This window comes from Arthrobacter sp. TmtSoilC79, from assembly GCF_059739405.1.
On sequence record NZ_AP046051.1, the window covers coordinates 2026383 to 2047538 of the forward strand.

The window sequence follows — 21156 nt, forward strand, 5'->3', positions numbered from 1 at the left end:
CGACTAGGGCGCTTTGGGCGCGCTGGTTTTTGCAACAACGCTGGCAACAGCAACAAACGCTGTAGGACAGCAAATGAGGAGATCCACGTGGCTAGCTTTGTAGACCGGGTAGTACTGCACGTATCCGGCGGAACCGGCGGCCACGGCTGTGTCTCTGTCAAGCGGGAGAAGTTCAAGCCCCTCGGTGGCCCTGATGGCGGCAACGGCGGCAACGGCGGCGATGTCATCCTCCGGGTATCCGCCCAGACCACCACCCTGCTTGACTACCACCACGCACCCCACCGCCACGCCACCAATGGTGGCCCGGGCATGGGTGACTGGCGCGGCGGCAAGAACGGCGAGACCCTGATCCTTCCGGTTCCTGATGGCACCGTGGTCAAGACCAAGGACGGGGAAGTCCTGGCTGACCTCGTGGGCGAGGGTACTGAATTCATTGCTGCTGCAGGCGGCCAAGGCGGTCTTGGCAATGCCTCCCTTTCGTCCCAGAAGCGCAGGGCTCCCGGGTTTGCGCTGCTCGGTATCGAAGGCGAATCCAGCGATATCGTCCTGGAATTGAAGTCCATCGCCGATATCGCGCTGGTCGGCTTCCCCTCCGCCGGCAAGTCCAGCCTCATCGCTGCCATGTCTGCCGCCCGGCCGAAGATCGCCGATTACCCCTTCACCACCCTCATTCCCAACCTTGGTGTGGTCCAGGCCGGAGATATCCGCTTCACTATCGCCGATGTCCCCGGGTTGATTGAGGGCGCCAGCGAAGGCAAGGGCCTTGGCCACAACTTCCTCCGCCACGTTGAGCGCTGCGCCGCACTGGTGCACGTTCTGGACTGCGGAACCCTTGAATCGGACCGCGATCCTTTGTCCGACCTCGCCATTATCGAGGCGGAATTGGAGAAGTACGCGGTTGACATGAGCTACGCGGGAGTTGACGGCGAAGTCGTACCGCTCAACGAGCGCCCCAAGCTTGTGGTCCTCAATAAGGTTGACCTTCCTGATGGCAAGGATATGGCCGAGTTCGTCCGTCCGGACCTGGAAGCACGCGGCTACCGTGTCTTCGAAGTCTCAGCTACCAGCCATGAGGGCCTGCGCCAGCTCGGATTTGCGATGGCCGAGATCGTCAAGGCTGCCCGGGATGCTGTGGCAGTCGCACCTCCCAAGGTGGCCCCGCCCGTCCTCAGGCCGCGCGCAGTCAACGAATCCGGCTTCAAGATCCGCCGCGAGGAAAAGAACCTCGAGCCGCTGTTCCGCGTCCTGGGCGAAAAGCCCGTGCGGTGGGTCAAGCAGACCGACTTCACCAACGAAGAGGCCATCGGCTACCTTGCAGACCGACTGGCCAAGCTGGGTGTTGAAACGGAGCTCTTCAAAGTTGGCGCCAAGCCGGGCGATACCGTGGTCATCGGTGAGGACGACGGCGTCGTGTTCGACTGGGAGCCCACCATGATGGCCGGTGCCGAACTCCTGGCCACCCCCCGTGGTACCGACATCCGCGTTGCCGACATTGGCGATCGCCCCACGCGTTCGCAGAAGCGTGATGAGCAGATCGAGCGCCGCGAAGCAAAAGCAGCCGCGCGTGCAGAACTTGAAGCCGAGCGCAAGGCAGGCATCTGGACCGAATCCGTCAGTGGCCGCCGCGCCCAGACTGTGAGGGAGAGCACACTGGACTCCGGTGATGACGACTAGGACCATCGACGCTCCTGGCACGGCCGAGGGCCTTGAACGCCAGGCCCTCGCCACCGCCAAGCGAATTGTAGTCAAGGTCGGTTCCTCTTCCCTGACGAGCATCAAGGGCGGTATTTCGGAAAAATCCCTGGCAGGCCTGGTGGATGCCTTGGCAGAGAAGCGCAATGCCGGCACCGAAATTATCCTGGTTTCCTCCGGGGCAATCGCCGCTGGCCTTGCTCCCTTGGGGTTGGCCAAACGGCCAAAGGACCTGGCAACGCAGCAAGCTGCTGCCAGTGTGGGCCAAGGACTGCTGATGGCCCGCTACACGCAGGCCTTCAGTGCCCATGGCGTGACGGTCAGCCAAGTGTTGTTGACCGCGGACGACCTGATGCGCCGCACCCAGCACACCAACGCCTTCAGGGCCCTGGACCGGCTGCTGAACCTCGGCGTAGTGCCGGTGGTTAACGAAAACGACACTGTGGCTACCCACGAGATCCGGTTCGGCGACAACGATCGCCTGGCCGCCCTGGTGGCACACCTGGTCCGCGCCGATGCCTTGGTGCTGCTGTCCGACGTCGACGCCCTCTACGACGGTCCGCCGTCCCAGGGTGCCAAGCGTATTCCGCTGGTCCAAGGTCCCCAGGACCTCGCCGATGTGACCATCGGCAAGGCCGGCAAGGCCGGCGTCGGAACCGGTGGAATGATGACCAAGGTTGAGGCGGCCTCGATCGCGGCCGGCTCCGGCATCCATGCCCTGGTAACGTCCACCGCCAATGCCGCAGCCGCCTTGGCGGGGGAGGACGTGGGGACCTGGTTCTCGGTCAACGGCAACCGCAAGCCCGTCCGGCTTTTGTGGTTGGCGCACCTGGCTACGGTTCAAGGACGGTTAATGCTCGACGACGGTGCGGTCAAAGCCGTACGCGAACGGCATAGGTCACTCCTTCCTGCGGGCATTTCGGAGGTAAGCGGTGACTTCGAAGCAGGCGACCCCGTGGAGATGGTGGCACACGACGGAACCGTGGTGGCACGTGGGCTGGTGAACTACTCCTCGGACGAACTTCCACGCATGCTGGGGCGCACTACCCAGGAGCTCGGGCAGTCGATGGGCCGGGGCTACGACCGCGAAGTTGTTCATGTTGATGATTTGGTGCTCCTCCGGACGTCCCGCTCATCTAAACTTGGAGCATGACTGAAGCGCTGACCCCTGATGCCCCTGTGATCTCCGACGTTTCCGGTGCTGCCGGTATCACGCCGGAGAACCCTGTGGCAGGAGGCGCTCCGCTCTCCCCGGAGGATGTCCAAGCCGCAGTCCACGCCATTGCCGACCGTTCCCGTAAGGCCGCCCGCCGCATGGGCCAGGCAAACCGCGCCTGGAAGGACCGTGCGCTGCGCGCCATTGGAACTGCCTTGGTGGAGAACCGGCAGCATGTTTTGGAGGCCAACGCCAAGGACATCGCCGTGGGCCGCGCCAATGGGACGTCGGCAGCACTCCTGGACCGATTGACCCTGACGCCTGCCCGGATTGACGGCCTCGTTGCCGCGCTGGAAAACCTTGCCGGTTTGCCCGATCCCGTGGGAAACGTGGTTCGCGGACAGACGCTCCCCAACGGCCTCCGGCTGCGGCAGGTCAACGTGCCCATGGGCGTGGTGGCCGCAATCTACGAGGCACGCCCCAACGTCACAGTCGACATCGCTGGCCTGGCCCTGAAAAGCGGCAACGCCGTGATCCTCCGTGGCGGCTCCGCTGCTGCGAACACCAATGAAGCGCTGGTGCGGATCCTTCGGGAAGCACTGGACTCGGTTGGCCTTCCGGCCGATGCTGTCCAGACCGTGGACCAGTACGGCCGCGAAGGCGCCAACGTGCTCATGCGTGCCCGCGGCCGCGTGGATGTCCTCATACCCCGTGGCGGGCGCGACCTCATCCAGACCGTGGTGACCAACTCTGCCGTGCCCGTCATTGAAACAGGCGAAGGCAACGTCCACATCTTCATCGATGAGTCGGCAAGTGAAGAAATGGCCGTGGAGATCCTCCTCAACGCCAAAACGCAGCGCCCCAGTGTCTGCAACACGGTGGAGACCCTTCTGGTGCACTCCCGTGCAACGGTGCTTACTGCTGTCGCCAAGGCCCTGCGCGCACACGGGGTGACGCTCCATGTGGACGAGAGGGTTGCCGCTGCGTTGGGTGCGGACGTTGAAACCGTTCCCGCGGACGACGACGACTGGGCCACCGAGTACATGGACCTTGACTTGGCGGTAGCCATGGTGGACAACCTGGATGAGGCACTCCACCACATCCGCACGTGGACAACGGGGCACACCGAGGCGATCCTCACCAACAACCTCGCCAACGCCGAGAAATTCATCGCGGAAATCGATTCCGCAGCGGTGATCGTGAACGCTTCCACGCGGTTTACCGACGGCGGTGAACTGGGACTCGGTGCCGAGGTCGGCATTTCGACGCAGAAGCTGCACGCGCGCGGTCCCATGGGACTCACTGAGCTGACTACCACCAAGTGGATCGTCCAAGGCGAAGGCCAAGTCCGCAGCTAGCAACGCGGTAACATAGAACAGAAGTCCGGAACGTCGGGAAGCCCCGCCGTGCAAAACCTTTGAGAACCAACTAGGGGAGAAGATGCTGTTTCAGCAGATCGCCACGTCCATTGCCGCCGAAACTGAAGGCGGCGGCCACGAGGAACTCGCACCCCTGTGGGCAGAGCCGTGGGTCTTTGGCATCGTGATGTTCGCGTTCCTGCTTGTCCTCATGTTCGTCACTCTTTCCTACACCAACCTGGGCAACCGCCACGAGGCTGTTGAAGAGCATGCTGACCCGCACCGCCAGCACCCGAACAAGCACACCCACGGGCAGGGCCACTAACATTATTGCCGCAACACCACGTGGGGAGTCGGGGCGCAGGCTCCGGCTGGGCGTGATGGGTGGAACGTTCGATCCCATTCATCACGGCCACCTTGTGGCTGCCAGTGAAGTAGCAGCCAAGTTCGGACTCGACGAAGTGGTTTTCGTGCCCACGGGACAGCCTTGGCAGAAATCTCACAAGCTCGTCAGCGAGCCGGAGCACCGGTACTTGATGACAGTGATCGCCACGGCTTCCAACCCGAGGTTCACGGTGAGCCGGGTGGACGTTGACCGTCCCGGGCCCACGTTTACCATTGACACCCTTCGTGATCTTCGGGCCCAGCGTCCAGATGCAGACCTGTTCTTCATCACCGGCGCTGATGCCCTGGCCCAGATCCTGTCCTGGAAAGACGTGGACGAGCTGTGGTCCCTGGCGCACTTTGTCGGGGTCACCCGCCCCGGACATGAACTGAACGACCTCGGACGAACTGATGACGTCAGCTTGCTCGAAGTCCCTGCCATGGCGATCTCTTCCACGGATTGCCGCATCCGCGTAGGCGCAGGCAACCCTGTCTGGTACCTCGTGCCTGACGGCGTGGTGCAATACATCGCAAAGTATGGACTGTACGCACCCCAGCCTCCAGCCGGGGAGTTGACGCCAGCACTATCCGGATCAGACGACCAAGCACGTACTGAATGAGTTTTTAATGAGCAGCCAGGAACAGCGACCCATCCGCAGCAGGCGTGAGCTTCGCCGCGCCCGGGAAGAGCAGGCTGAGGGCACGGCACAGCCAGAGGCATCAGCGCAGCAAGAGGCAACAGCGAAACAAGATGCAGCTGCCCAGTCAGCCCAGGCGAGTGGTGCTGCCCAGCCGAGCGGCCCAGCCCAGCCGAAGACGCCGGCTCAGCCGAGCGGCGCTGCCCAGCCGAGCGGCCCAGCCCAGCCGAAGACGCCGGCAACGGCCGCCGCCGTGGACCCGGTGTCGCCCGCCAAAATCAACACCGGTGACGGCTCGGATCGTCCAGTAGCCCGCAATCGCCGGGCCGCTGATGGTCCCGTGGATGCAGTAGGAACCGCAGCGCAGGAGCGATCCTCGCAGGTCCGGGCACGTGACCGTGCAGCTCTGCGGACCATCAAGGAACTTGCGGACAAGGAAGAACAACTTTCCGGCGGCGGGCCTCCCACCCGGCGTCAGCTCCGACTTCAGCAGCTTCAGGCCGAGGTTGCTACGTCGATGAATCCAATCGTTCCAGCAGCGGGTTCAACGCAGGAAGCGGCCAAACCTGGTTCCCCGACGCCCGGGGCCGGAAAAGCTGACGCGCAGGCGGCCGGCAACCCCAAGGCAGCCAATGCCCAGCCTGGTCCAGTCCAGCCGGGTTTGTCCAAGCCCGACGCCGCCAAGCCCGACGCCGCCAAGACCTCGGCTCACCAGCCCGGTTCTGCCAAGCCCGACGCCATCAGGACGGAGGGTGCAAAGCCCGGTGCGGCACAGCCGGATTCTGCACAGCCCGGTTCGGCACAGCCGGATTCTGCACAGCCCGGTTCAGCCCAGCCCGGTTCAGCCCAGCCCGGTCCGGCACAGCCTGATACCGTCGACGCCGGAGCCGATCAGGGGCCGCTTCAAGACAAAGCTCCGGAGGCTGCTGCGGAGTCCGGGATGTCCGTCGAGCAGGCGCTGGCTGTCCGTGAATTGATTGCCGCGCAGGTCCAGAACCAGACGGCCAAGTTGGAGCACATTGCCGAGCAGGATCCGTTGGCTGTTGATCCAACGGTACTGGCGGAGCAGATTGCTTTGGCCGAGCGTGCGGCGGTCCTGAACAAACGGGCGGCAGCCAAGCAAAAGCTCGCCGATCAGCACCAGGCCGAGCAACAAAGGGCCGGGCAACAAAAGGCCGAGCACACCAAGTCTGGCCAGGCCAAGTCGCAGGCGGCCAGTTCCGGTCCGTCCACCGCCAACAACCTGGCCATGGTGACTCCTTTGGAGTTCGTCAAGGTTCCTGGTGTTGAGCGCCCGGTCATGAAGCGTCCCAGCACCACCTTTGTGCCCCTGATTACCTCAGCCGGTCCAGCAGTGGACCAGCCGCAGGTCAAGAAGCCGGCTTCCCGGGGCCGTGCAGGAGTTCTTGCCCGTGCTGAAGCTGTTGCCAGGTCGGCCAGGAAAAAGCCTGTTGCCCCAGTAGAGCCCAGCGAAGACACGCAGCGACCACCAATTTCCGCCAGCACCGCTTACGGGCTGGATCCATTGGACGCCAATACGGCGGGACTGGCCAGGGCGCAGCGCAACAGGCTCCTGCAGTACGGTGTTTTGGCTTTGGGCCTGGTTGCGCTCATCGTCGGCATCATCATGATCACCAGCGGCTAGTTCCGCTTTATCCCCGGCATACGCCACATCAAGGCCACAGGCCACAACAAGGAGTCCCCGTGTCTGCACATGAACAATCCATCACTCTCGCCCGCCACGCCGCGCGTGCCGCTGCCGATAAGCTCGCCGAGGACATCGTAGCCCTGGATGTCAGCGAGCGGTTGGCGCTTACCGACATCTTCCTGATTGCTTCTGCTCCTACGGAGCGCCAGGTCAATGCAATCGTGGATGGCATTGAGGAAGAACTTCTCAAGCAGGATCTTCGTCCCGTACGCCGCGAGGGTCGCTCGGAGGGCCGCTGGGTTCTGCTCGATTACGCAGACATCGTGATCCACGTCCAGCACGCTGAGGATCGGGTGTTCTACGCCTTGGAACGCCTCTGGAAGGACTGCCCTGTAGTTGACCTGGAGCTCGGTGACGACGCCTCGGCAAAGGCTGTTTCTGCGGAGGACTCCGAGCGCTAGGGAATGACGGCAACCGAATATTCCCGATTTGGAATTTTCGGAAATGCTGTTCTAAGATATTTGAGTTGCTTCGGCGCGGATGGCTGAAATGTTGACCGCGAAGCAGCAAGAATATGGGGCTGTGGCGCAGCTGGTAGCGCACCTGCATGGCATGCAGGGGGTCAGGGGTTCGAGTCCCCTCAGCTCCACCATCAAGGGTCCTGCTTTCCTCAAGGAAGGCAGGACCCTTTTGCTGTCCCCGGAAGGTAGCTTTACGAACTGCCCCCGCGGCGCGAACTGCCCCGGCGGCCGAAGCAAGGCTCCGCCTTGGACGCGGGTGTTTACTTGTCGGCGCCTGACGCCAATGCCGGCAGCATGAACTCCCACATCTGCTCGATTCTTGCCATGACATCGTCCCGCCCGGTGAGGACCTCGGAGACCATCTGGACTCCTGTAAATGAGGAAACCAGGTAGCGGGAAAAGGCTGCAGCGTCCAGGTCGGCCCGGACATCGCCCTCCGCCTGGGCTTGGACCAGCAACTGCTCGGCCGTGGTGATCCAATCCTGGTAAGGGCCGGATACGTCAGCTTGGAAGGCGGAGGCCTCGAAGGTGAGTCGGATACCACCTTGCACAATGGGGACATCCAAAAGTTGCTGCCCGAACATTCTGCAGAGTCCGATGAGTTTTTCCAGGGCCGGGTTGTCGGAGGATGCAATGTCGGCGCCGGCAGCCTGTACCAAGGCGTGTTGCTCGTCGATCACGGCCAGGGCAAGGTCCCGTTTGGAAGTGAAGTGAAAGTAGAGTGCGCCTTTGGTCACGCCCGCACGTTTGGTGATGTCGGCCAGGCTGGCGTTTCCGTACCCGATGTCCGCAAACACCCGTGCCGCACCTTCGATGACTGCCAGGCGGGTGTCCTGTGCACGTTGCTGCATCGGCGGTGAGTGACCTTTCCAGTAATTGCGCGGGACGCGATGATCCGCGGGCATTGCCCGGGCGAAGTGCTGCGGGAACCCCATAACGCTATCATCGGCCCTATTCCGTTCCCTCAATTAAACCGACTGAACGGTTTGGTTTCTGGAGGCATGGATCTTAGACTTCTTGGGGAGCGGGCTGTTTACAGCGCGCCCGACGGCAGCCCGTTTGGGGGAGGCGCGGTGGTTTCGTCCAGCGCTCCTTGGCTGCCGGACGCCACAATCAAGGGCCGTCATCAGTGTGAGGCGGTTCACTCGCAGGCGATTTCTCTTCTCGGGGGATTGTGGTTAGTATTGACGAGTTGCTTCGACGGGAAGAGAAAAACTTCGCCAAGGAGTGAACAATTCCGGGGCTGTGGCGCAGCTGGTAGCGCACCTGCATGGCATGCAGGGGGTCAGGGGTTCGAGTCCCCTCAGCTCCACTTCGGAAAAAGACCCCGCTCAATTGAGCGGGGTCTTTTTGCTTTGCCTGGAAGCAGCAGGCCTATTCAGGTCGCTTGGCGAATTCGGCACCGCTGACGAACTCGACACCCTGGAACGGCTGGTCGCCAACTACGTGGGCGTTGTGTCCCGGTGGGATCGAGTAGGAATCGCCGGCGGTGATACTGACCCGGCCGCCGTCGTCGGTTTCAACGTCCAGCGTGCCGGAAACGCAGAATCCCACATGGCTCAATTGGCAGGAATCGGTACCAACTATTGGTTTGATGCAGTCGGCCCAGTTCCAACCCGGTTCAAAGGTCATACGGCCGATTGTGTAGTCTCCCACCGTGACAAGATCCAGCACCGTCTTTTCCGGGCGCCGGGCTTCATCGGGAGAGTTGTGGGACTTTACTTCAAGGTTCGTGACAACATTGACACTCATGGCTTCTCGCAGGGGAGGGGGAGCCGGAATGGGGAATGGTCCCGGTGCCTGGCTCCTTGGCCACCGCGACGCGTGCCTGCCGCCGGTGTGATGGGTTCACCACGTGTGGGGACAACCAGGTGTTTGAGTGCTGCACTCTCAGGGTCCTCCCAAGCACTGGCAAAGTCGAGTCAAAAAGGCAACGAAAGTGAGAACCTGCATCGTGACGGCATTGGAATTGGACGCTGTTTTTGGCTCGCTGAGCAGGGTCCCTGACGTTGCGGCGGAGAACTTGCTTGCCTACGACGCCACGGATCGCCTTCTGTTGGAAACTGCGGCCGGAATGTTCGAGGACGGCTCGGAATTGGTAGTGGTGGGGGACCGTTACGGAGCCCTGACACTGGGAGCCCTGGCCGGGCTCGGTGTCGGGCATGTCCGTGTCCACCAGGATCTGGCCACCGGAAGGCTCGCCTTGGAGCGCAACGCAGCCGCAACAGGTTTGGAAGGCCGCTTCACGCAGCACGGGTTGGATTCGGATTTGCTGGCCAACGCCGGATTGATCCTCGTCCAACTGCCGAAGTCACTGGCTGAACTGGAGGAAATTGCCGATGCCGTGGCACGCTTCGCAGCCAAGGATGCGGTGGTCTTGGCAGGTGGCCGGGTCAAGCACATGTCCGTGGGTATGAACGCGGTCCTTGAGAAGTACTTCTCCTCCGTCCAACCCCAACTGGCCCGGCAGAAATCCAGGGTGCTCATTGCCCGGGACCCCAAAGATGCTCCGGACACGCCCCCTTTCCCCGTGGTGGAACCGTTGCCGGAGCTGGGAATCACGGTGTGTGCCCATGGGGCAGTCTTCTCCGGCGCGCGCCTTGACATCGGGACACGCTTCCTTCTGACGTACTTCGAGATGATGCCGTCAGCACGCCGCGTGGTGGACCTGGGGTGTGGCACCGGAATACTGGCCACCATGTATGCCCTGCGCCATGAAGAGGCCAACGTGCTGGCAACTGATCAATCCGCTGCTGCGGTTGCTTCGGCCCGCGGTACCGCCGATGCCAATGGTGTGGGGGAGCGGGTCGCTGTCCTGCACGATGACGCGATGTCCACGCTGGGGCCCGGCAGTGCGGACCTCATCCTGCTGAACCCGCCTTTCCATGTTGGGGCCAGCGTCCATGCGGGAGCAGCCCTTAAGATGTTCGAAGCAGCCTCGCGGATCCTGGCGCCGGGTGGTGAGCTGTGGACCGTCTACAACAGCCACTTGCAGTACCGCGGCCAGCTGGAAAGGATGATCGGGCCGACGTCGGAGGTTGGCCGCAATCCGAAGTTCACGGTGACGCGCAGCCGCAAATCCTGAGGCCACCGTCATCAAGCCACGGTCCGGGGAGCTGTCACATACAATTCAGGGGCATTGTTATCAAGCCCTGACCCGGGCGCCAGCGTGTGCTCGTATCCGCGGGGGCACGGGTATCGTACGATGCAGACACAGACTAAATTCGACGAAGTTTTTCCGAATGACGAGGGGCATCAGTGACTGAGATCCGGCAGCCGACACCGAGGCGCGGAACGAATCTACCCCGTATGGGGGACTTCAATCTGACCGTCATTCTGGAGGCGATCCGGCGTTCGGCGCAGGGACTCAGCCGCGTGGAGCTGGCGCAGATTGTTGGACTTTCCCCCCAAACCATTTCCAATATTTCCCGGCGCCTGCTGGATCAGCAGCTGATTGTCGAGGCAGGCAAGGAAGGTTCGGGTCCGGGCAAGCCGCGGACCATCCTGCGGTTGAACCCTGCCGGTATGTATGCCGTGGGCGTTCATCTGGACCCTGCCGTGATCACTTTCGTAGTCCTTGACTTGTTGGGCGACGTTGTCCGGCATTCCCGGATGTCCACCCCTGGCGGGGACCCCGCCGACGTCATCACCAGCATCGCGGCGCAAATAAAGGTTCTGGTGGAAGAGTCGGGCGTAGATGCGTCCAAGATCGCCGGACTTGGCGTTGCTGTCCCCGGCCCGATAGATCTGGATGAAGGTTCCGTTGTGGAGCCGCCCCTGTTGACCAGATGGAACCGGGTGCGTATCCGTGAAGCCCTGAGCGAGGCCACCGGTCTTGAGACCTTGGTGGACAAGGACGTCACCAGCGCGGCTGTGGCCGAGACCTGGGCAGGTGGCGCGAGCGGTGCCGGCAGCTTTGTCTTTATGTACATGGGTACGGGCATCGGTTGCGGAATTGTGCTCAACGACGAAGTGGTCCGTGGAACGTCCGGCAATGCCGGAGAGATCGGTCACATCGTGGTTGACCCTTCGGGCCCGTTGTGTGATTGCGGGCTGCACGGTTGCGTCAAGTCATCCTGCATCCCCCAGGTCCTGGTCGCCGAGGCCGAAGCAGCCGGGGTCCTGGATGGTCGCCGTGAGGGCAGGGACGGACCCGAGGTCCAGGAGCGTTTCGCCGAGCTGTGCGACGCGGCTGACGCCGGGAACAAGAAAGCAATTGCCATCCTGGACAAGTCGGCCACCCTCGTGGCCCGTGCTGTGTCGGTGGTGACCAATACCTTGGATGTTGAGCGCGTGGTCTTCGGTGGTCCCTTCTGGGGCCGGATGGCGCCTTACTTCCTGGAGCGGGTGCCGGAATTGCTGGACAGGAACAATGCTGCCCGGATGATTCATGACCTCGAAGTTGTAGGAACCGGAGTGGGCGAGGATGTGGGCGCAATCGGCGCCGCGTGCCTCGTCCTGGAGCACATGCTGGCACCGCGTGCCCAGCGGCTCCTTCTGGAAGGCTGATTCAGTACTGCGTTTGACGGATTGGAGCACCATGGGCCGCCCGATGAAGTTAGCCGGTTTGAGGCATGTGGCGGGAAGGCTCGCCGCCATGGTTTCAATCGCCGCCGTGGTTGTGGCAGCCAGTTCCTGTTCACCAACGCCTGACGCGGCAGGGAATAAAACGCTGAAGATCGTCTATCAAAAGACGGATGCCTTTACTGCCCTCGACGCCGTCATGCAGGACGCCAAGAAGGAGTTTGAGGCCGCCAACTCCGGTGTGGCGGTGGAGCTTCAGCCCATCCAGGCAAACGATGACGACTACGGTACCAAGCTCGCCTTGGCGCAGCGTTCAGCGGACACCGCGCCGGATGTCTTCTACGAGGACACCTTCAAGGTCCGTTCGGATGTCGACGCCGGATACCTCCTTAAGCTTGATCCCTACCTTGAAAAGTGGGATGACTGGTCCCTGTTCAACGATGCTGCCAAGGCCGCCGGCCGTGCAGATGACGGCAGTATTTACGCGGTGCCTCTGGGTACGGATACCAGAGCCATTTGGTACAACAAGAAAGTCCTCCAAAGGGCAGGTATTTCCTTGCCCTGGCAACCTAAGTCCTGGGAGGACGTCCTGACCATGGCCCGTACGGTGAAGGCATCGGATCCGAACGCGATCGCCTTCAATATGTATGCGGGCAAGGGAACCGGCGAAGGTTCTGTCATGCAGGGGTTCTATGAGCTTCTGTATGGGACCGACAGCACTTTGTATGACGTGGATGCAAAGAAGTGGGTGGTCGGCTCGCAGGGATTTACGGACTCGCTGGCTTTCCTGAAGACCCTGTACGACGAGAAACTCGCAGTGAGCCCTGCCGAGGCCCTGGATGCCAACATCTGGAAGAAGGTCTTTGGCGAGTGGTTCCCCCAGGGAAAACTGGCAGCCACCGTGGAAGGTTCCTACGCGCCGTCGTTCTGGCAGAAGGGCGGCACCTACGAATGGGCCGGATATGAGCAGGACATGGGCGTCGCCATGTTCCCCACCCGTGATGGTCAGGAGCCCGGAGGCGTCAGTATGTCCGGTGGCTGGACGCTGGCAGTAGGTGCGAACAGCAAAAGCCCTGACCTCTCCTTCCAGTTCCTCACCACGGCGTTGAACAAGAAGAACGCGCTGGCCTATGACATCAATAATTCACAGATTGCTGTCCGGACCGATGTTGCCGCAGAAGCTGATTATCTGGCTGCCAACCCCTTTGTGAAAGATGTTTCGGACCTGGTGGCAGTGACCCACTACCGGCCGGCCACTGCCGACTACCCGAAGATCTCCACTGCCGTCCAGGTGGCCACAGAGTCAGTGATCACTGGCAAGCAAAGCCCCGAGGACGCTGCGGCGGAATACGATGCCACCGTTCGCCGGCTTGTTGGTGAGGACAAGGTCCTGGAGAAATGAGCATGCGCCGCGTCCTGCGGCTTCTGCCGGTGGTTCCCTCCATTTTGCTGCTGGTGATCTTCCTGCTGGCTCCGGTGCTGTGGTCCTTTTACGCGTCCTTTACTGACGCCGCGTTAACGGGCAAAGCGGCGAGGGATCCCCAGTGGGTGGGCGCCGGGAATTATCTCCGGATGTTCGGAGACGATTCGTTTCCGCTTGCGGCGTGGCTGACAGTGGTGTTCGTCGCCGCATCTGCGGTGCTGGGCCAGAACGTCCTGGGTTTGCTGATAGCGCTGCTGATGACGCGATCACACAGACTGGTCTCTTCCTTGGTGGGTACAGCGGTGGTTTCAGCGTGGGTACTCCCGGAAATCGTGGCGGCGTTTGCTGCTTATGCCTACTTCAACCGGGACGGAACGCTGAACCAGATGATGGGCGTGGTGGGCATCGAGGGGCCGGATTGGCTGTATTCCTTTCCCCTGGTGGCGATCATCCTGGCCAACACCTGGCGCGGCGCGGCCTTCTCCATGCTGGTGTATCGGGCTGCGCTGGCCGATGTACCGATGGATATTTCCGAAGCAGCCCTGATGGACGGCGCCCGGGGATGGCAAAGGCTCACCTTCATCACCCTGCCGTTGATCCGGAACAGCATCACCACCAACCTGATGTTGATCACGCTCCAAACGCTGGCAGTGTTCACGCTTATTTGGGTGATGACGGCGGGCGGCCCGGCCAATGCCAGTACTACGCTGCCTGTTCTGGCGTACCAGGAGGCGTTCAAGTTCGGCGACATCGGATATGGCACAGCGGTGGCCTCCGTGCTGATCCTGTTGGGTATGGTCTTCGGCGCCATTTACGTTCATCTGTTGCGGGAGCGGCGCCCATGACCGCCCAAGGACTGCGAGCGCGCAGAACCAGTACAGGCACGACGACGGGTGGCGGCTCCCGTTCCCGGGCACGGCTAGGGGCGAATATCGCCTTGGTGCTGATCGGGGTGTGCTTCGTGGCGCCCCTGCTGTGGTTGCTGTTGGCTGCCGTCGATCCCCAGGCCGGCTACCGGACCAAGGTGCCGTCGTCGCCGTCGGGCGCCAATTTCAGCGCCGTGCTGACTCCGGAGCTGCTGTTCCAGCCGTTGGCCAACAGTTTTTGGTTGTCTGCCGGGACAGCTGCGGTGAACCTCGTGGCCGCGGTGCTTGCCGCGTATCCCTTGTCCAGGTACCAATCCCGGTTCAACAAGCCGTTCATGTATACGGTGCTGTTCGGTACCTCGTTGCCGGTGACAGCAATCATGGTTCCGGTGTACGGGTTGTTCGTCCAACTTCATCTCTTGGATTCGATGCCGGCAACCATATTCTTCATGGCCACCACCACGCTGCCCATGGCGATCTGGATGACCAAGAACTTCATGGACTCGGTCCCTTTGGAGCTGGAGGAAGCGGCGTGGATGGATGGGGCATCGCCCATGACCGCGCTGCGCACCGTTGTCCTGCCACTGATGAGGCAAGGGCTCGGAGTGGTGTTCATTTTCGTCTTCATCCAGGCGTGGGGGAACTTCTTTGTTCCGTTCATCCTGTTGTTGTCGCCGGACAAGCAGCCGGCGGCGGTATCCATCTTCAGTTTCTTTGGCCAGCATGGGGCGATCGCCTACGGCCAGTTGGCGGCGTTTTCGATCCTGTATTCGGTCCCGGTGCTGGTGCTCTACGCGCTGGTGTCACGGGGACTGGGTAACTCCTTTGCCCTGTCCGGGGCCATGAAGGGGTAGCTGGAGCCAGAAGGGGTAGCTGGAGCCAAAGGGGGTAGTCAGTCGATGTCCTCCACGATCACACCGTAGGGGATGGATTCGTCCAGGTGTGCCTGGTGGCCGGTGGAGCCGGTGTTGTAGACGATCCTTACGCCGTGGCGTTCATCGGCGGCGGACTGGAGGAGGACGGGCCGTACTGCGTCAATGACGTGTTGGTCCTGGGCGGCGAGGTAGTTCTGGTAGGCGGCTGGTAGCTGATGCATGGCAAAAGGATAGACCTCGAAAGGCTGCATGGGGAGGGGTCCCCATTGCGGCCCTGAACAGGGAGGGCTTGGATAGAGTGGCCCGTGCAGGGTCGTGCATCAGGTACCAGGTATCGCGTATAAGGTACCGCGTGCCGGAACTGCCCGGGATCAGAGAAGCCAGCGAGGGGACCAGAGTGCAACAGACCACAGCCACGGCCGGAATCGACGCACCGGACATGGCCCGTGCCCAGCAGCTGGTGGGGAGCATCGTGCGGAGTTTCGAGAACAAGGTGGTTGGCCAATCAAGGCTTCGTGAGACCTTGGTCATCGGGTTGTTGACCGGCGGCCACGTCTTACTGGAAAGTGTTCCAGGCCTTGCCAAGACCACTGCCGCGCAGGCCATTGCGGAGTCCGTCAGTGCAGAGTTCCGCCGCATCCAGTGCACACCGGACCTGCTGCCCAGTGACATTGCGGGCACCCAGATTTTTGATGCGGCCAAGGGCACTTTCGTCACCCAGCTGGGCCCGGTCCATGCCAACATCGTCCTGCTGGATGAAATCAACAGGTCCAGTGCCAAGACGCAGAGCGCCATGCTGGAGGCCATGCAGGAACGGCAGACCTCCATCGGTGGTGAGTCCTATCCTTTGCCGCAGCCGTTCCTGGTGTTGGCAACACAGAACCCGATCGAGCAGGAGGGGACGTACAGGCTGCCCGAAGCCCAGATGGACCGCTTCATGCTTAAGGACGTCCTGGACTATCCGAGCCCGGCCGAGGAAGCCGAGGTCATCCGACGGATCGACGCCGGGGTGTTCGATGCCGGGCAGAAACCGCCGGCTGCTGCTTCCCTGGACGCCGTGGTCCAGGTCCAGGAACTCGTGAAGCGGGTTTACATCGACCCTGCCATCGTCAGGTACATCGTCGGCCTTGCCTATGTCACCCGCCATGCCTCCCAGTACCTGGAGCCCCGGCTGGCCAACTTGGTGGAGTTCGGCGCCAGCCCCAGGGCCAGTATTGCCTTCAGCCAGGCGGCACGGGCGCTGGCCCTGCTCAACGGCCGGGACCACGTGATTCCCGAGGACGTCAAGAGCCTTGCCCACCGCATTCTGCGTCACCGCATCATTCTGGGATTCGATGCCGTGGTGGAAGGTGTCCCGGTGGAGGCCGTCATTGATGCCGTCGTGGCGTCCGTCCAGACACCGTAGCGGGGACAACGAGTGCTCAGCCTGCTTCGCCGGGTCAAGTCGAAGATGTTCATCTTCGCCCACCGGCGGACCCTTACCCTGCTTGATGGCGAGTACGGCTCTGTCTTCAAAGGCCGCAGCCTGGACTTTGACGAGCTTCGGGCCTACGTGCCCGGAGATGAAGTCAGGGACATTGATTGGAAGGCCACCGCACGGCACGGCTCGCCCCTGGTCAAGCGGTATGTTGCGGTCCGCCGGCATTCAGTGCTGTTGCTGGTGGATACCGGCAGGACCATGGCCGCCCAGGCGTTGTCCGGTGAATCGAAGAAGGACCTCGCCGTTCATGCTGCCGGGGTCCTGGGCTATTTGGCGTGCCGTCACGGTGACGACGTCGGCCTGCTGCACGGCAATGGAACCACAAGCCGGTATGTCCCGCCGCGCAGCGGTGAGGAGAACCTGGAACGACTCCTGCGGGAGGTGGACTCGAGCATTTCGGACCAGGGGCCGGCCAGTTCCCTCGCGGAGCAACTGGACTACGTCCTGCGGTACCTCAAGGGACGCCTTCTCATTGTTGCCATCGCGGACGAGTTCATGCCCGATGCCCGCACTGAGAGCCTGATGCGCAGGCTTCGAGCCAGACACGAAGTCCTCTGGCTCACCATCCGGGACGCGGACCTTGCGCCGGTGGCCGGCCACGAATCCCCGAACAGTACCGATGTGGGGACGGGACAGGTCATTCCAGCGCCCTTGGCCGGGAACCGCAAAATCCAGGCAGCCTACGAAGCTGCCATGGCCGAACGCGCAGAACGCCGCAGCTCCATCTTCCGCCGATTAGGCATAGCCGAGGAACAAGCCTCAGGCAGTGCCGACGTCCTGCCCGCTGTCTTTGCCCTCCTGGAAAAGCACCGCTCGGGTGCAGTGCCGTCCAAGGACGCCGCCGGGGGTGTCAGCCGTGCAGGATGACGCCGGTTTCTACGCGCCACTTCAGTACCAGCCGCTCTGGTTCTGGACCGGGTTGCTGATAGTGCTGTTGGTGGTTGCCTGGTATGGCTGGATCTTCCGCCCAGCCCGCCGTAAACCACCTGCAGGTGCGGAAATGCCACAGCCGGACCTGGACGCGTTGCGATCGGCGTGCCTCACGGCGATCGACGCCACCGCAGAGGACGCCGACGCCGGACGCGTGCCAGTGCGCGACGCCCACCAAAGACTCAGCTTCCTCGTGCGGGAGTTCGCCGGCGCGGCCACAGGCCTGCCCGTCACCTCCATGACGTTGGAGGAGCTGCGCCACCAAGGGCTTGATCGACTGGCCGAAGGGATAGCAGGAATCTATCCCAACGAATTTGCCCGTGTCCCGGTCCACCCCGTACAGCACTCAGCAGCGGTTGCACGGCAGGTGGTGTCCGGATGGAACTAAGCTACTGGTGGATGCTTCCCCTTGCCGCCGCAGCAGTGGTCATCAGCGCCTGGCTGCACCATCGTCGTCGTACTCCACAAACCCGGCCCATCGCACACGGTGACCGGCTGACGGCCCTCCCTGAGTATCAGGACGCGCTCCGCAGGCACAGGAGGCGGCTGCTGTGTGCAGTCATACTCGGAGCGGTGTTCCTCGGCGCCACGGCTACAGCGGCCGCGAGACCCCTCACGCGCACCACCGAGGTTCCGGAAATCCGGAACAGGGACATCGTGCTCTGCCTGGACGTGTCCGGATCCATGACCAGCACCGACGCCGCAATCGCCAAGGTCTTCCAGGAACTCGCCAAGGAATTCGACGGCGAGAGGATCGGCATGGTGATCTTCGACAGCAGCAGCGTCCAACTCTTTCCCCTCACGGACGACTACGACTACGCAGCCCAGCAACTTTCCGAAGCGCGGGAAGCCCTGGACAGCGGGGCAGGATCCTTCTTCGACGGCACCTGGAACGGCGCCGGTTCTTCCTTGATCGGAGACGGCCTCGCCTCCTGTGTGCAGAGCTTCCCCGAGGACACAGCCTCCGCCGATCCCCAGCGCTCACGCTCAGTAGTGCTCGCCACTGACAACTTCCTCTCCGGCGAACCGATCTTCACCCTGGACGAAGCGGCAGCCCTGGCCGTCGCCAAAAACGTGAAGGTCTACGCGATGAACCCGAACGACCTCGACTACGGCAAGCAAGCTGACGAACCCGGGACCCAACTGCGCGCCGCAGCCGAGCGAACAGAGGGGGCCTACTACACCGTAGACAGTGCTGACGCCGTGGCCGGCATCGTCGACAAAGTCCAGGAATCCGAGGCCACAAGCTACCTTGCAGCTCCGCAGGCAGTAGTGGCCGACGCTCCCGCCTGGCCCCTCGGCATTGCACTGCTCGCAGGAACAGGCATGCTGGTGCTCGGCAGGCGGATGGAACCATGACCTTCGCACCGATCATCCCGTGGCCACTGCTGGTACTGGCGCTCGCCGTCGTATCGGTGTTCACACTGCTGCCCCTGGTGCGGGAGCGCCGGGGACCGAAGCAACCAGCGCGGAACCTGAAACCGGCCGCCTTGCGGGGTGCCGCCGTCGTCCTCCTGCTCCTAGCCCTGCTCCGACCGGGCTGGCCCGGGGGACAAGCCAATACCGCCACAGCGGAGATGGACGTGTTCTTCGTGGTGGACACCAGCACCAGCATGGCCGCCGAAGACTACAACGGCTCCGCTACCCGCCTGAGCGGTGCCCAGCGCGACGTCATGGCAATCGCCACAGAGCTCGCCGGCGCCAAATTCTCGCTCATCACCTTCGACAACACAGCCACCGTCCGCATGCCCCTCACCCGTGACGCCACGGCGCTCCAGACCGCCATGACCACGCTCCAACCCCAAAACGCCCGCTACGCAAAAGGCAGCAGCGTCACCGGTGCAGCACAACTGCTCAAGGAGCAGCTCGCTGCCGCAAAGGAGCAACACCCCGGACGGCCCGCCCTGGTCTTCTACGCCGGCGACGGCGAAAACACCAGCACCGAACGGCCACCGGCCATGGACGCAGCCAACGTAGCAGGGGGAGCAGTCCTCGGGTACGGCACCCCCCAAGGCGGCCGCATGAAGGAAAGCCCGGACGCCGACGCCGGCTATCTCAAGGACCGCAGCTCCGACACCGCACAGGATGCCGTTTCCCGCATCGACGAAGAGCAGCTTCACTCCATTGCCGAACAACTCCACCTCCCCTATGCACACCGAACCGGCACCGAGCCTGCATCGGACATGCTCGGCAAAGCCCAGCCAAGTGCCCTGACCGTGACTGACGCAGACACTCCCGGACGCGTGGAGCTCTACTGGCTGCTCGCCCTCGCGGCCTTCCTGCTGGCACTGCATGAACCGCTGCGCCATCTCGCCGCCCTCCTGAACCTCCGCCCCGCACCAAAGGAGCGAACCCGGTGAACAACAATCGACGACGCCGACGCCGCCGGCTTGCGCTGTGGTCCGCCCCACCGGCCCTCTTGGCGCTCGCAGTTTCGGCGAAATTGCTGAGCTTGGGCGCCTTGGGCAATGCAGCGGCCGAGTCCTATGCCGCCGGCCAGGGTAGCAGCGTGGAGAAAGCGGCAGAATGGCTCCAGGTCGCGAACCTCGTGGAGCCGCATAAGGCGTTGTTCGCTTCGGGGGACGCCCAGGTGCTGGCAGGTGACTTCGCTGCTGCACGGGCTGATTTTGAGGCTGCGTTGCGCGCGGGGCCGGGTGACGACGAATGCAAAGTCCGGGTCAACCTGGTGCTCAGCATCGAGAAATTGGGAGACGCTGCCGGCGAGGGCGATGCTGCAGCCCGGCTGTTTGCCGAAGGGCTTGCAGCTGCGAACGCATCGCCGCCGCAATGCCATGCTGATGGTCCCGCGAACGCCGCAGGGGAGGGCGCCGCCCTTGATGCGGCCGGGGAGCGGCTCAGTGCGAAAATCGCCGAGGGCCAGTCGCGCAATGGCGGACCCCAGCAGCCCTCCGGCAAATCGCCGTCCGCTCCTGCACAGGAACAACTCAAACAGCTGGAGCAGAGTGCGCAGCAGGCCCAACGCGAGCGCTCTGAAGGGCAGGAACGCGGAGAATACCTGAGAAGCCCTGACGACGGTCCGCGCGTTGACAGGCCCTGGTGAGCTTCAGCGACTTCAATCCGTACGGCCACCTGCGGCGCGGCGGCCGATCACCAAGAAGGTGACCGGCCGCCGTCGTACGTTTTTAATCCCTGCTTGCTACTCCCAGAGGATTTCGTCGTCCACCACGCCGTCCTCGTCCGCTGCGACCACCAGGAGCTCGTCGGTGAAGCGTGATCCGAGCGTGAAGTCCAGGACGAAATAGCGTTCCGGCTGTCCGGGGTAGATGGCGACGTGGCCGAGCTTAAGTGCTTTCAAGAACACATCGTTGGTGAGCTGGCCCTTGTCCCGGACGCCGAAGACCGATTCCAGCTGCTCATCCTTGAGCTGCGAGCTGTGGAAATGCAGGAACTGCTGAGGGTTGGTGCCGTCTTGGTCGAGCTCGTCGGCGATCATTTCCCTGACTTGGTCCACCAACTCGGGCAGGAAGCGCAAGCGGTAGTCCACCTTGCGCATGGCGGCCTCGTCAAAGTGGTCGTGCGCAGTGACATTGAGGTCCAGCTCCAGTTGGTTGCCGGCGAGCTCGTGCCTCGCGACGAAGCAATGTTCACTCCCGTGGTTGAGCTCAATCTCCCCAAAATGCTTGCTCGCTACCTTGCCCAT

Annotated in this window: 22 protein-coding genes and 2 tRNA genes; 20 read left to right on the forward strand and 4 right to left on the reverse strand. The window is 62.7% G+C overall.

The window, feature by feature from the left end:
* Positions 1-87: 87 nt before the first annotated feature.
* The 8 genes from obgE (at position 88) to AC6JA3_RS09450 (ending at position 7528) form a co-directional block, all read left to right on the forward strand.
* Positions 88-1674, forward strand: coding sequence for a GTPase ObgE (gene obgE / locus AC6JA3_RS09415; protein ID WP_026548199.1), 1587 nt, complete (start codon positions 88-90; stop codon positions 1672-1674).
* Positions 1664-2845 carry a glutamate 5-kinase gene (gene proB, locus AC6JA3_RS09420; protein ID WP_026542407.1) on the forward strand — a complete coding sequence of 394 codons (1182 nt, stop codon included), beginning with the start codon at positions 1664-1666 and terminating at the stop codon, positions 2843-2845. The genes obgE and proB overlap by 11 nt, the downstream gene beginning before the upstream one ends.
* Positions 2842-4206, forward strand: coding sequence for a glutamate-5-semialdehyde dehydrogenase (locus tag AC6JA3_RS09425; RefSeq protein ID WP_497920096.1), 1365 nt, complete (start codon positions 2842-2844; stop codon positions 4204-4206). The genes proB and AC6JA3_RS09425 overlap by 4 nt, the downstream gene beginning before the upstream one ends.
* A gap of 82 nt (positions 4207-4288) precedes the next feature.
* Complete coding sequence (locus tag AC6JA3_RS09430) at positions 4289-4531, forward strand: hypothetical protein (RefSeq protein ID WP_026542409.1); 243 nt, start codon at positions 4289-4291, stop codon at positions 4529-4531.
* Complete coding sequence (nadD, locus tag AC6JA3_RS09435) at positions 4476-5210, forward strand: nicotinate-nucleotide adenylyltransferase (RefSeq protein WP_497920097.1); 735 nt, start codon at positions 4476-4478, stop codon at positions 5208-5210. The genes AC6JA3_RS09430 and nadD overlap by 56 nt, the downstream gene beginning before the upstream one ends.
* Before the next feature lie 7 nt (positions 5211-5217).
* Positions 5218-6873 (forward strand): hypothetical protein, encoded by a 1656-nt coding sequence (locus AC6JA3_RS09440; protein ID WP_497920098.1) that lies wholly within the window; start codon positions 5218-5220, stop codon positions 6871-6873.
* 59 nt (positions 6874-6932) lie between these two features.
* Positions 6933-7337: a ribosome silencing factor gene (rsfS, locus tag AC6JA3_RS09445; RefSeq protein ID WP_026542411.1), complete on the forward strand. Its 405-nt coding sequence runs from the start codon at positions 6933-6935 to the stop codon at positions 7335-7337.
* A gap of 115 nt (positions 7338-7452) precedes the next feature.
* Positions 7453-7528, forward strand: a tRNA-Ala gene (locus AC6JA3_RS09450).
* A gap of 129 nt (positions 7529-7657) precedes the next feature.
* On the opposite strand, the gene AC6JA3_RS09455 is transcribed toward AC6JA3_RS09450, so the two are convergent.
* Positions 7658-8248 carry a ScbR family autoregulator-binding transcription factor gene (locus AC6JA3_RS09455; RefSeq protein WP_026542412.1) on the reverse strand — a complete coding sequence of 197 codons (591 nt, stop codon included), beginning with the start codon at positions 8246-8248 and terminating at the stop codon, positions 7658-7660.
* 388 nt (positions 8249-8636) lie between these two features.
* On the opposite strand from AC6JA3_RS09455, the gene AC6JA3_RS09460 reads away from it, so the two are divergent.
* Positions 8637-8709 (forward strand) — tRNA-Ala (locus AC6JA3_RS09460).
* Positions 8710-8771: 62 nt separating this feature from the next.
* On the opposite strand, the gene AC6JA3_RS09465 is transcribed toward AC6JA3_RS09460, so the two are convergent.
* A complete protein-coding gene (locus AC6JA3_RS09465; protein ID WP_026548197.1) occupies positions 8772-9149 on the reverse strand; it encodes a cupin domain-containing protein in 378 nt (125 codons plus the stop codon).
* 187 nt (positions 9150-9336) lie between these two features.
* Between AC6JA3_RS09465 and AC6JA3_RS09470 the strand changes: the two genes are divergently transcribed.
* The 5 genes from AC6JA3_RS09470 (at position 9337) to AC6JA3_RS09490 (ending at position 15064) form a co-directional block, all read left to right on the forward strand.
* Positions 9337-10482, forward strand: a complete 1146-nt coding sequence (locus AC6JA3_RS09470; protein WP_245232957.1) for a class I SAM-dependent methyltransferase — start codon at positions 9337-9339, stop codon at positions 10480-10482.
* Between the two features lie 224 nt (positions 10483-10706).
* A complete protein-coding gene (locus AC6JA3_RS09475; protein ID WP_035761165.1) occupies positions 10707-11906 on the forward strand; it encodes an ROK family protein in 1200 nt (399 codons plus the stop codon).
* A gap of 88 nt (positions 11907-11994) precedes the next feature.
* Complete coding sequence (locus AC6JA3_RS09480; protein ID WP_223943219.1) at positions 11995-13323, forward strand: extracellular solute-binding protein; 1329 nt, start codon at positions 11995-11997, stop codon at positions 13321-13323.
* The gene (locus AC6JA3_RS09485; RefSeq protein WP_026548194.1) at positions 13320-14189 is read left to right on the forward strand and encodes a carbohydrate ABC transporter permease; all 870 of its coding nucleotides are present in this window, start codon (positions 13320-13322) and stop codon (positions 14187-14189) included. The genes AC6JA3_RS09480 and AC6JA3_RS09485 overlap by 4 nt, the downstream gene beginning before the upstream one ends.
* Positions 14186-15064 (forward strand): carbohydrate ABC transporter permease, encoded by an 879-nt coding sequence (locus tag AC6JA3_RS09490; protein WP_026548193.1) that lies wholly within the window; start codon positions 14186-14188, stop codon positions 15062-15064. The genes AC6JA3_RS09485 and AC6JA3_RS09490 overlap by 4 nt, the downstream gene beginning before the upstream one ends.
* 38 nt (positions 15065-15102) lie before the next feature.
* Here the strand turns inward: AC6JA3_RS09490 and AC6JA3_RS09495 are convergent, their stop codons facing one another.
* Complete coding sequence (locus tag AC6JA3_RS09495; RefSeq protein ID WP_223943218.1) at positions 15103-15306, reverse strand: hypothetical protein; 204 nt, start codon at positions 15304-15306, stop codon at positions 15103-15105.
* Positions 15307-15482: 176 nt separating this feature from the next.
* Here AC6JA3_RS09495 and AC6JA3_RS09500 point away from each other — a divergent pair, with 176 nt between their 5' ends.
* From AC6JA3_RS09500 to AC6JA3_RS09525, 6 genes are read left to right on the forward strand one after another with little or no spacing between them, the layout of a single operon-like run.
* Positions 15483-16490 carry an AAA family ATPase gene (locus tag AC6JA3_RS09500; protein WP_026542420.1) on the forward strand — a complete coding sequence of 336 codons (1008 nt, stop codon included), beginning with the start codon at positions 15483-15485 and terminating at the stop codon, positions 16488-16490.
* 12 nt (positions 16491-16502) lie between these two features.
* Entirely contained in the window at positions 16503-17432 is a 930-nt protein-coding gene (locus tag AC6JA3_RS09505) for a DUF58 domain-containing protein (RefSeq protein ID WP_026548192.1), read from the forward strand.
* A complete protein-coding gene (locus AC6JA3_RS09510) occupies positions 17413-17883 on the forward strand; it encodes a hypothetical protein (protein ID WP_223943217.1) in 471 nt (156 codons plus the stop codon). The genes AC6JA3_RS09505 and AC6JA3_RS09510 overlap by 20 nt, the downstream gene beginning before the upstream one ends.
* Positions 17874-18854: a vWA domain-containing protein gene (locus AC6JA3_RS09515; RefSeq protein WP_026548190.1), complete on the forward strand. Its 981-nt coding sequence runs from the start codon at positions 17874-17876 to the stop codon at positions 18852-18854. The genes AC6JA3_RS09510 and AC6JA3_RS09515 overlap by 10 nt, the downstream gene beginning before the upstream one ends.
* The gene (locus tag AC6JA3_RS09520; RefSeq protein WP_026548189.1) at positions 18851-19855 is read left to right on the forward strand and encodes a vWA domain-containing protein; all 1005 of its coding nucleotides are present in this window, start codon (positions 18851-18853) and stop codon (positions 19853-19855) included. The genes AC6JA3_RS09515 and AC6JA3_RS09520 overlap by 4 nt, the downstream gene beginning before the upstream one ends.
* Positions 19852-20556 carry a hypothetical protein gene (locus AC6JA3_RS09525; protein ID WP_026548188.1) on the forward strand — a complete coding sequence of 235 codons (705 nt, stop codon included), beginning with the start codon at positions 19852-19854 and terminating at the stop codon, positions 20554-20556. The genes AC6JA3_RS09520 and AC6JA3_RS09525 overlap by 4 nt, the downstream gene beginning before the upstream one ends.
* A 96-nt stretch (positions 20557-20652) precedes the next feature.
* Here AC6JA3_RS09525 and AC6JA3_RS09530 read toward each other — a convergent pair whose 3' ends face one another.
* Complete coding sequence (locus AC6JA3_RS09530; RefSeq protein ID WP_026542426.1) at positions 20653-21156, reverse strand: DUF2004 domain-containing protein; 504 nt, start codon at positions 21154-21156, stop codon at positions 20653-20655.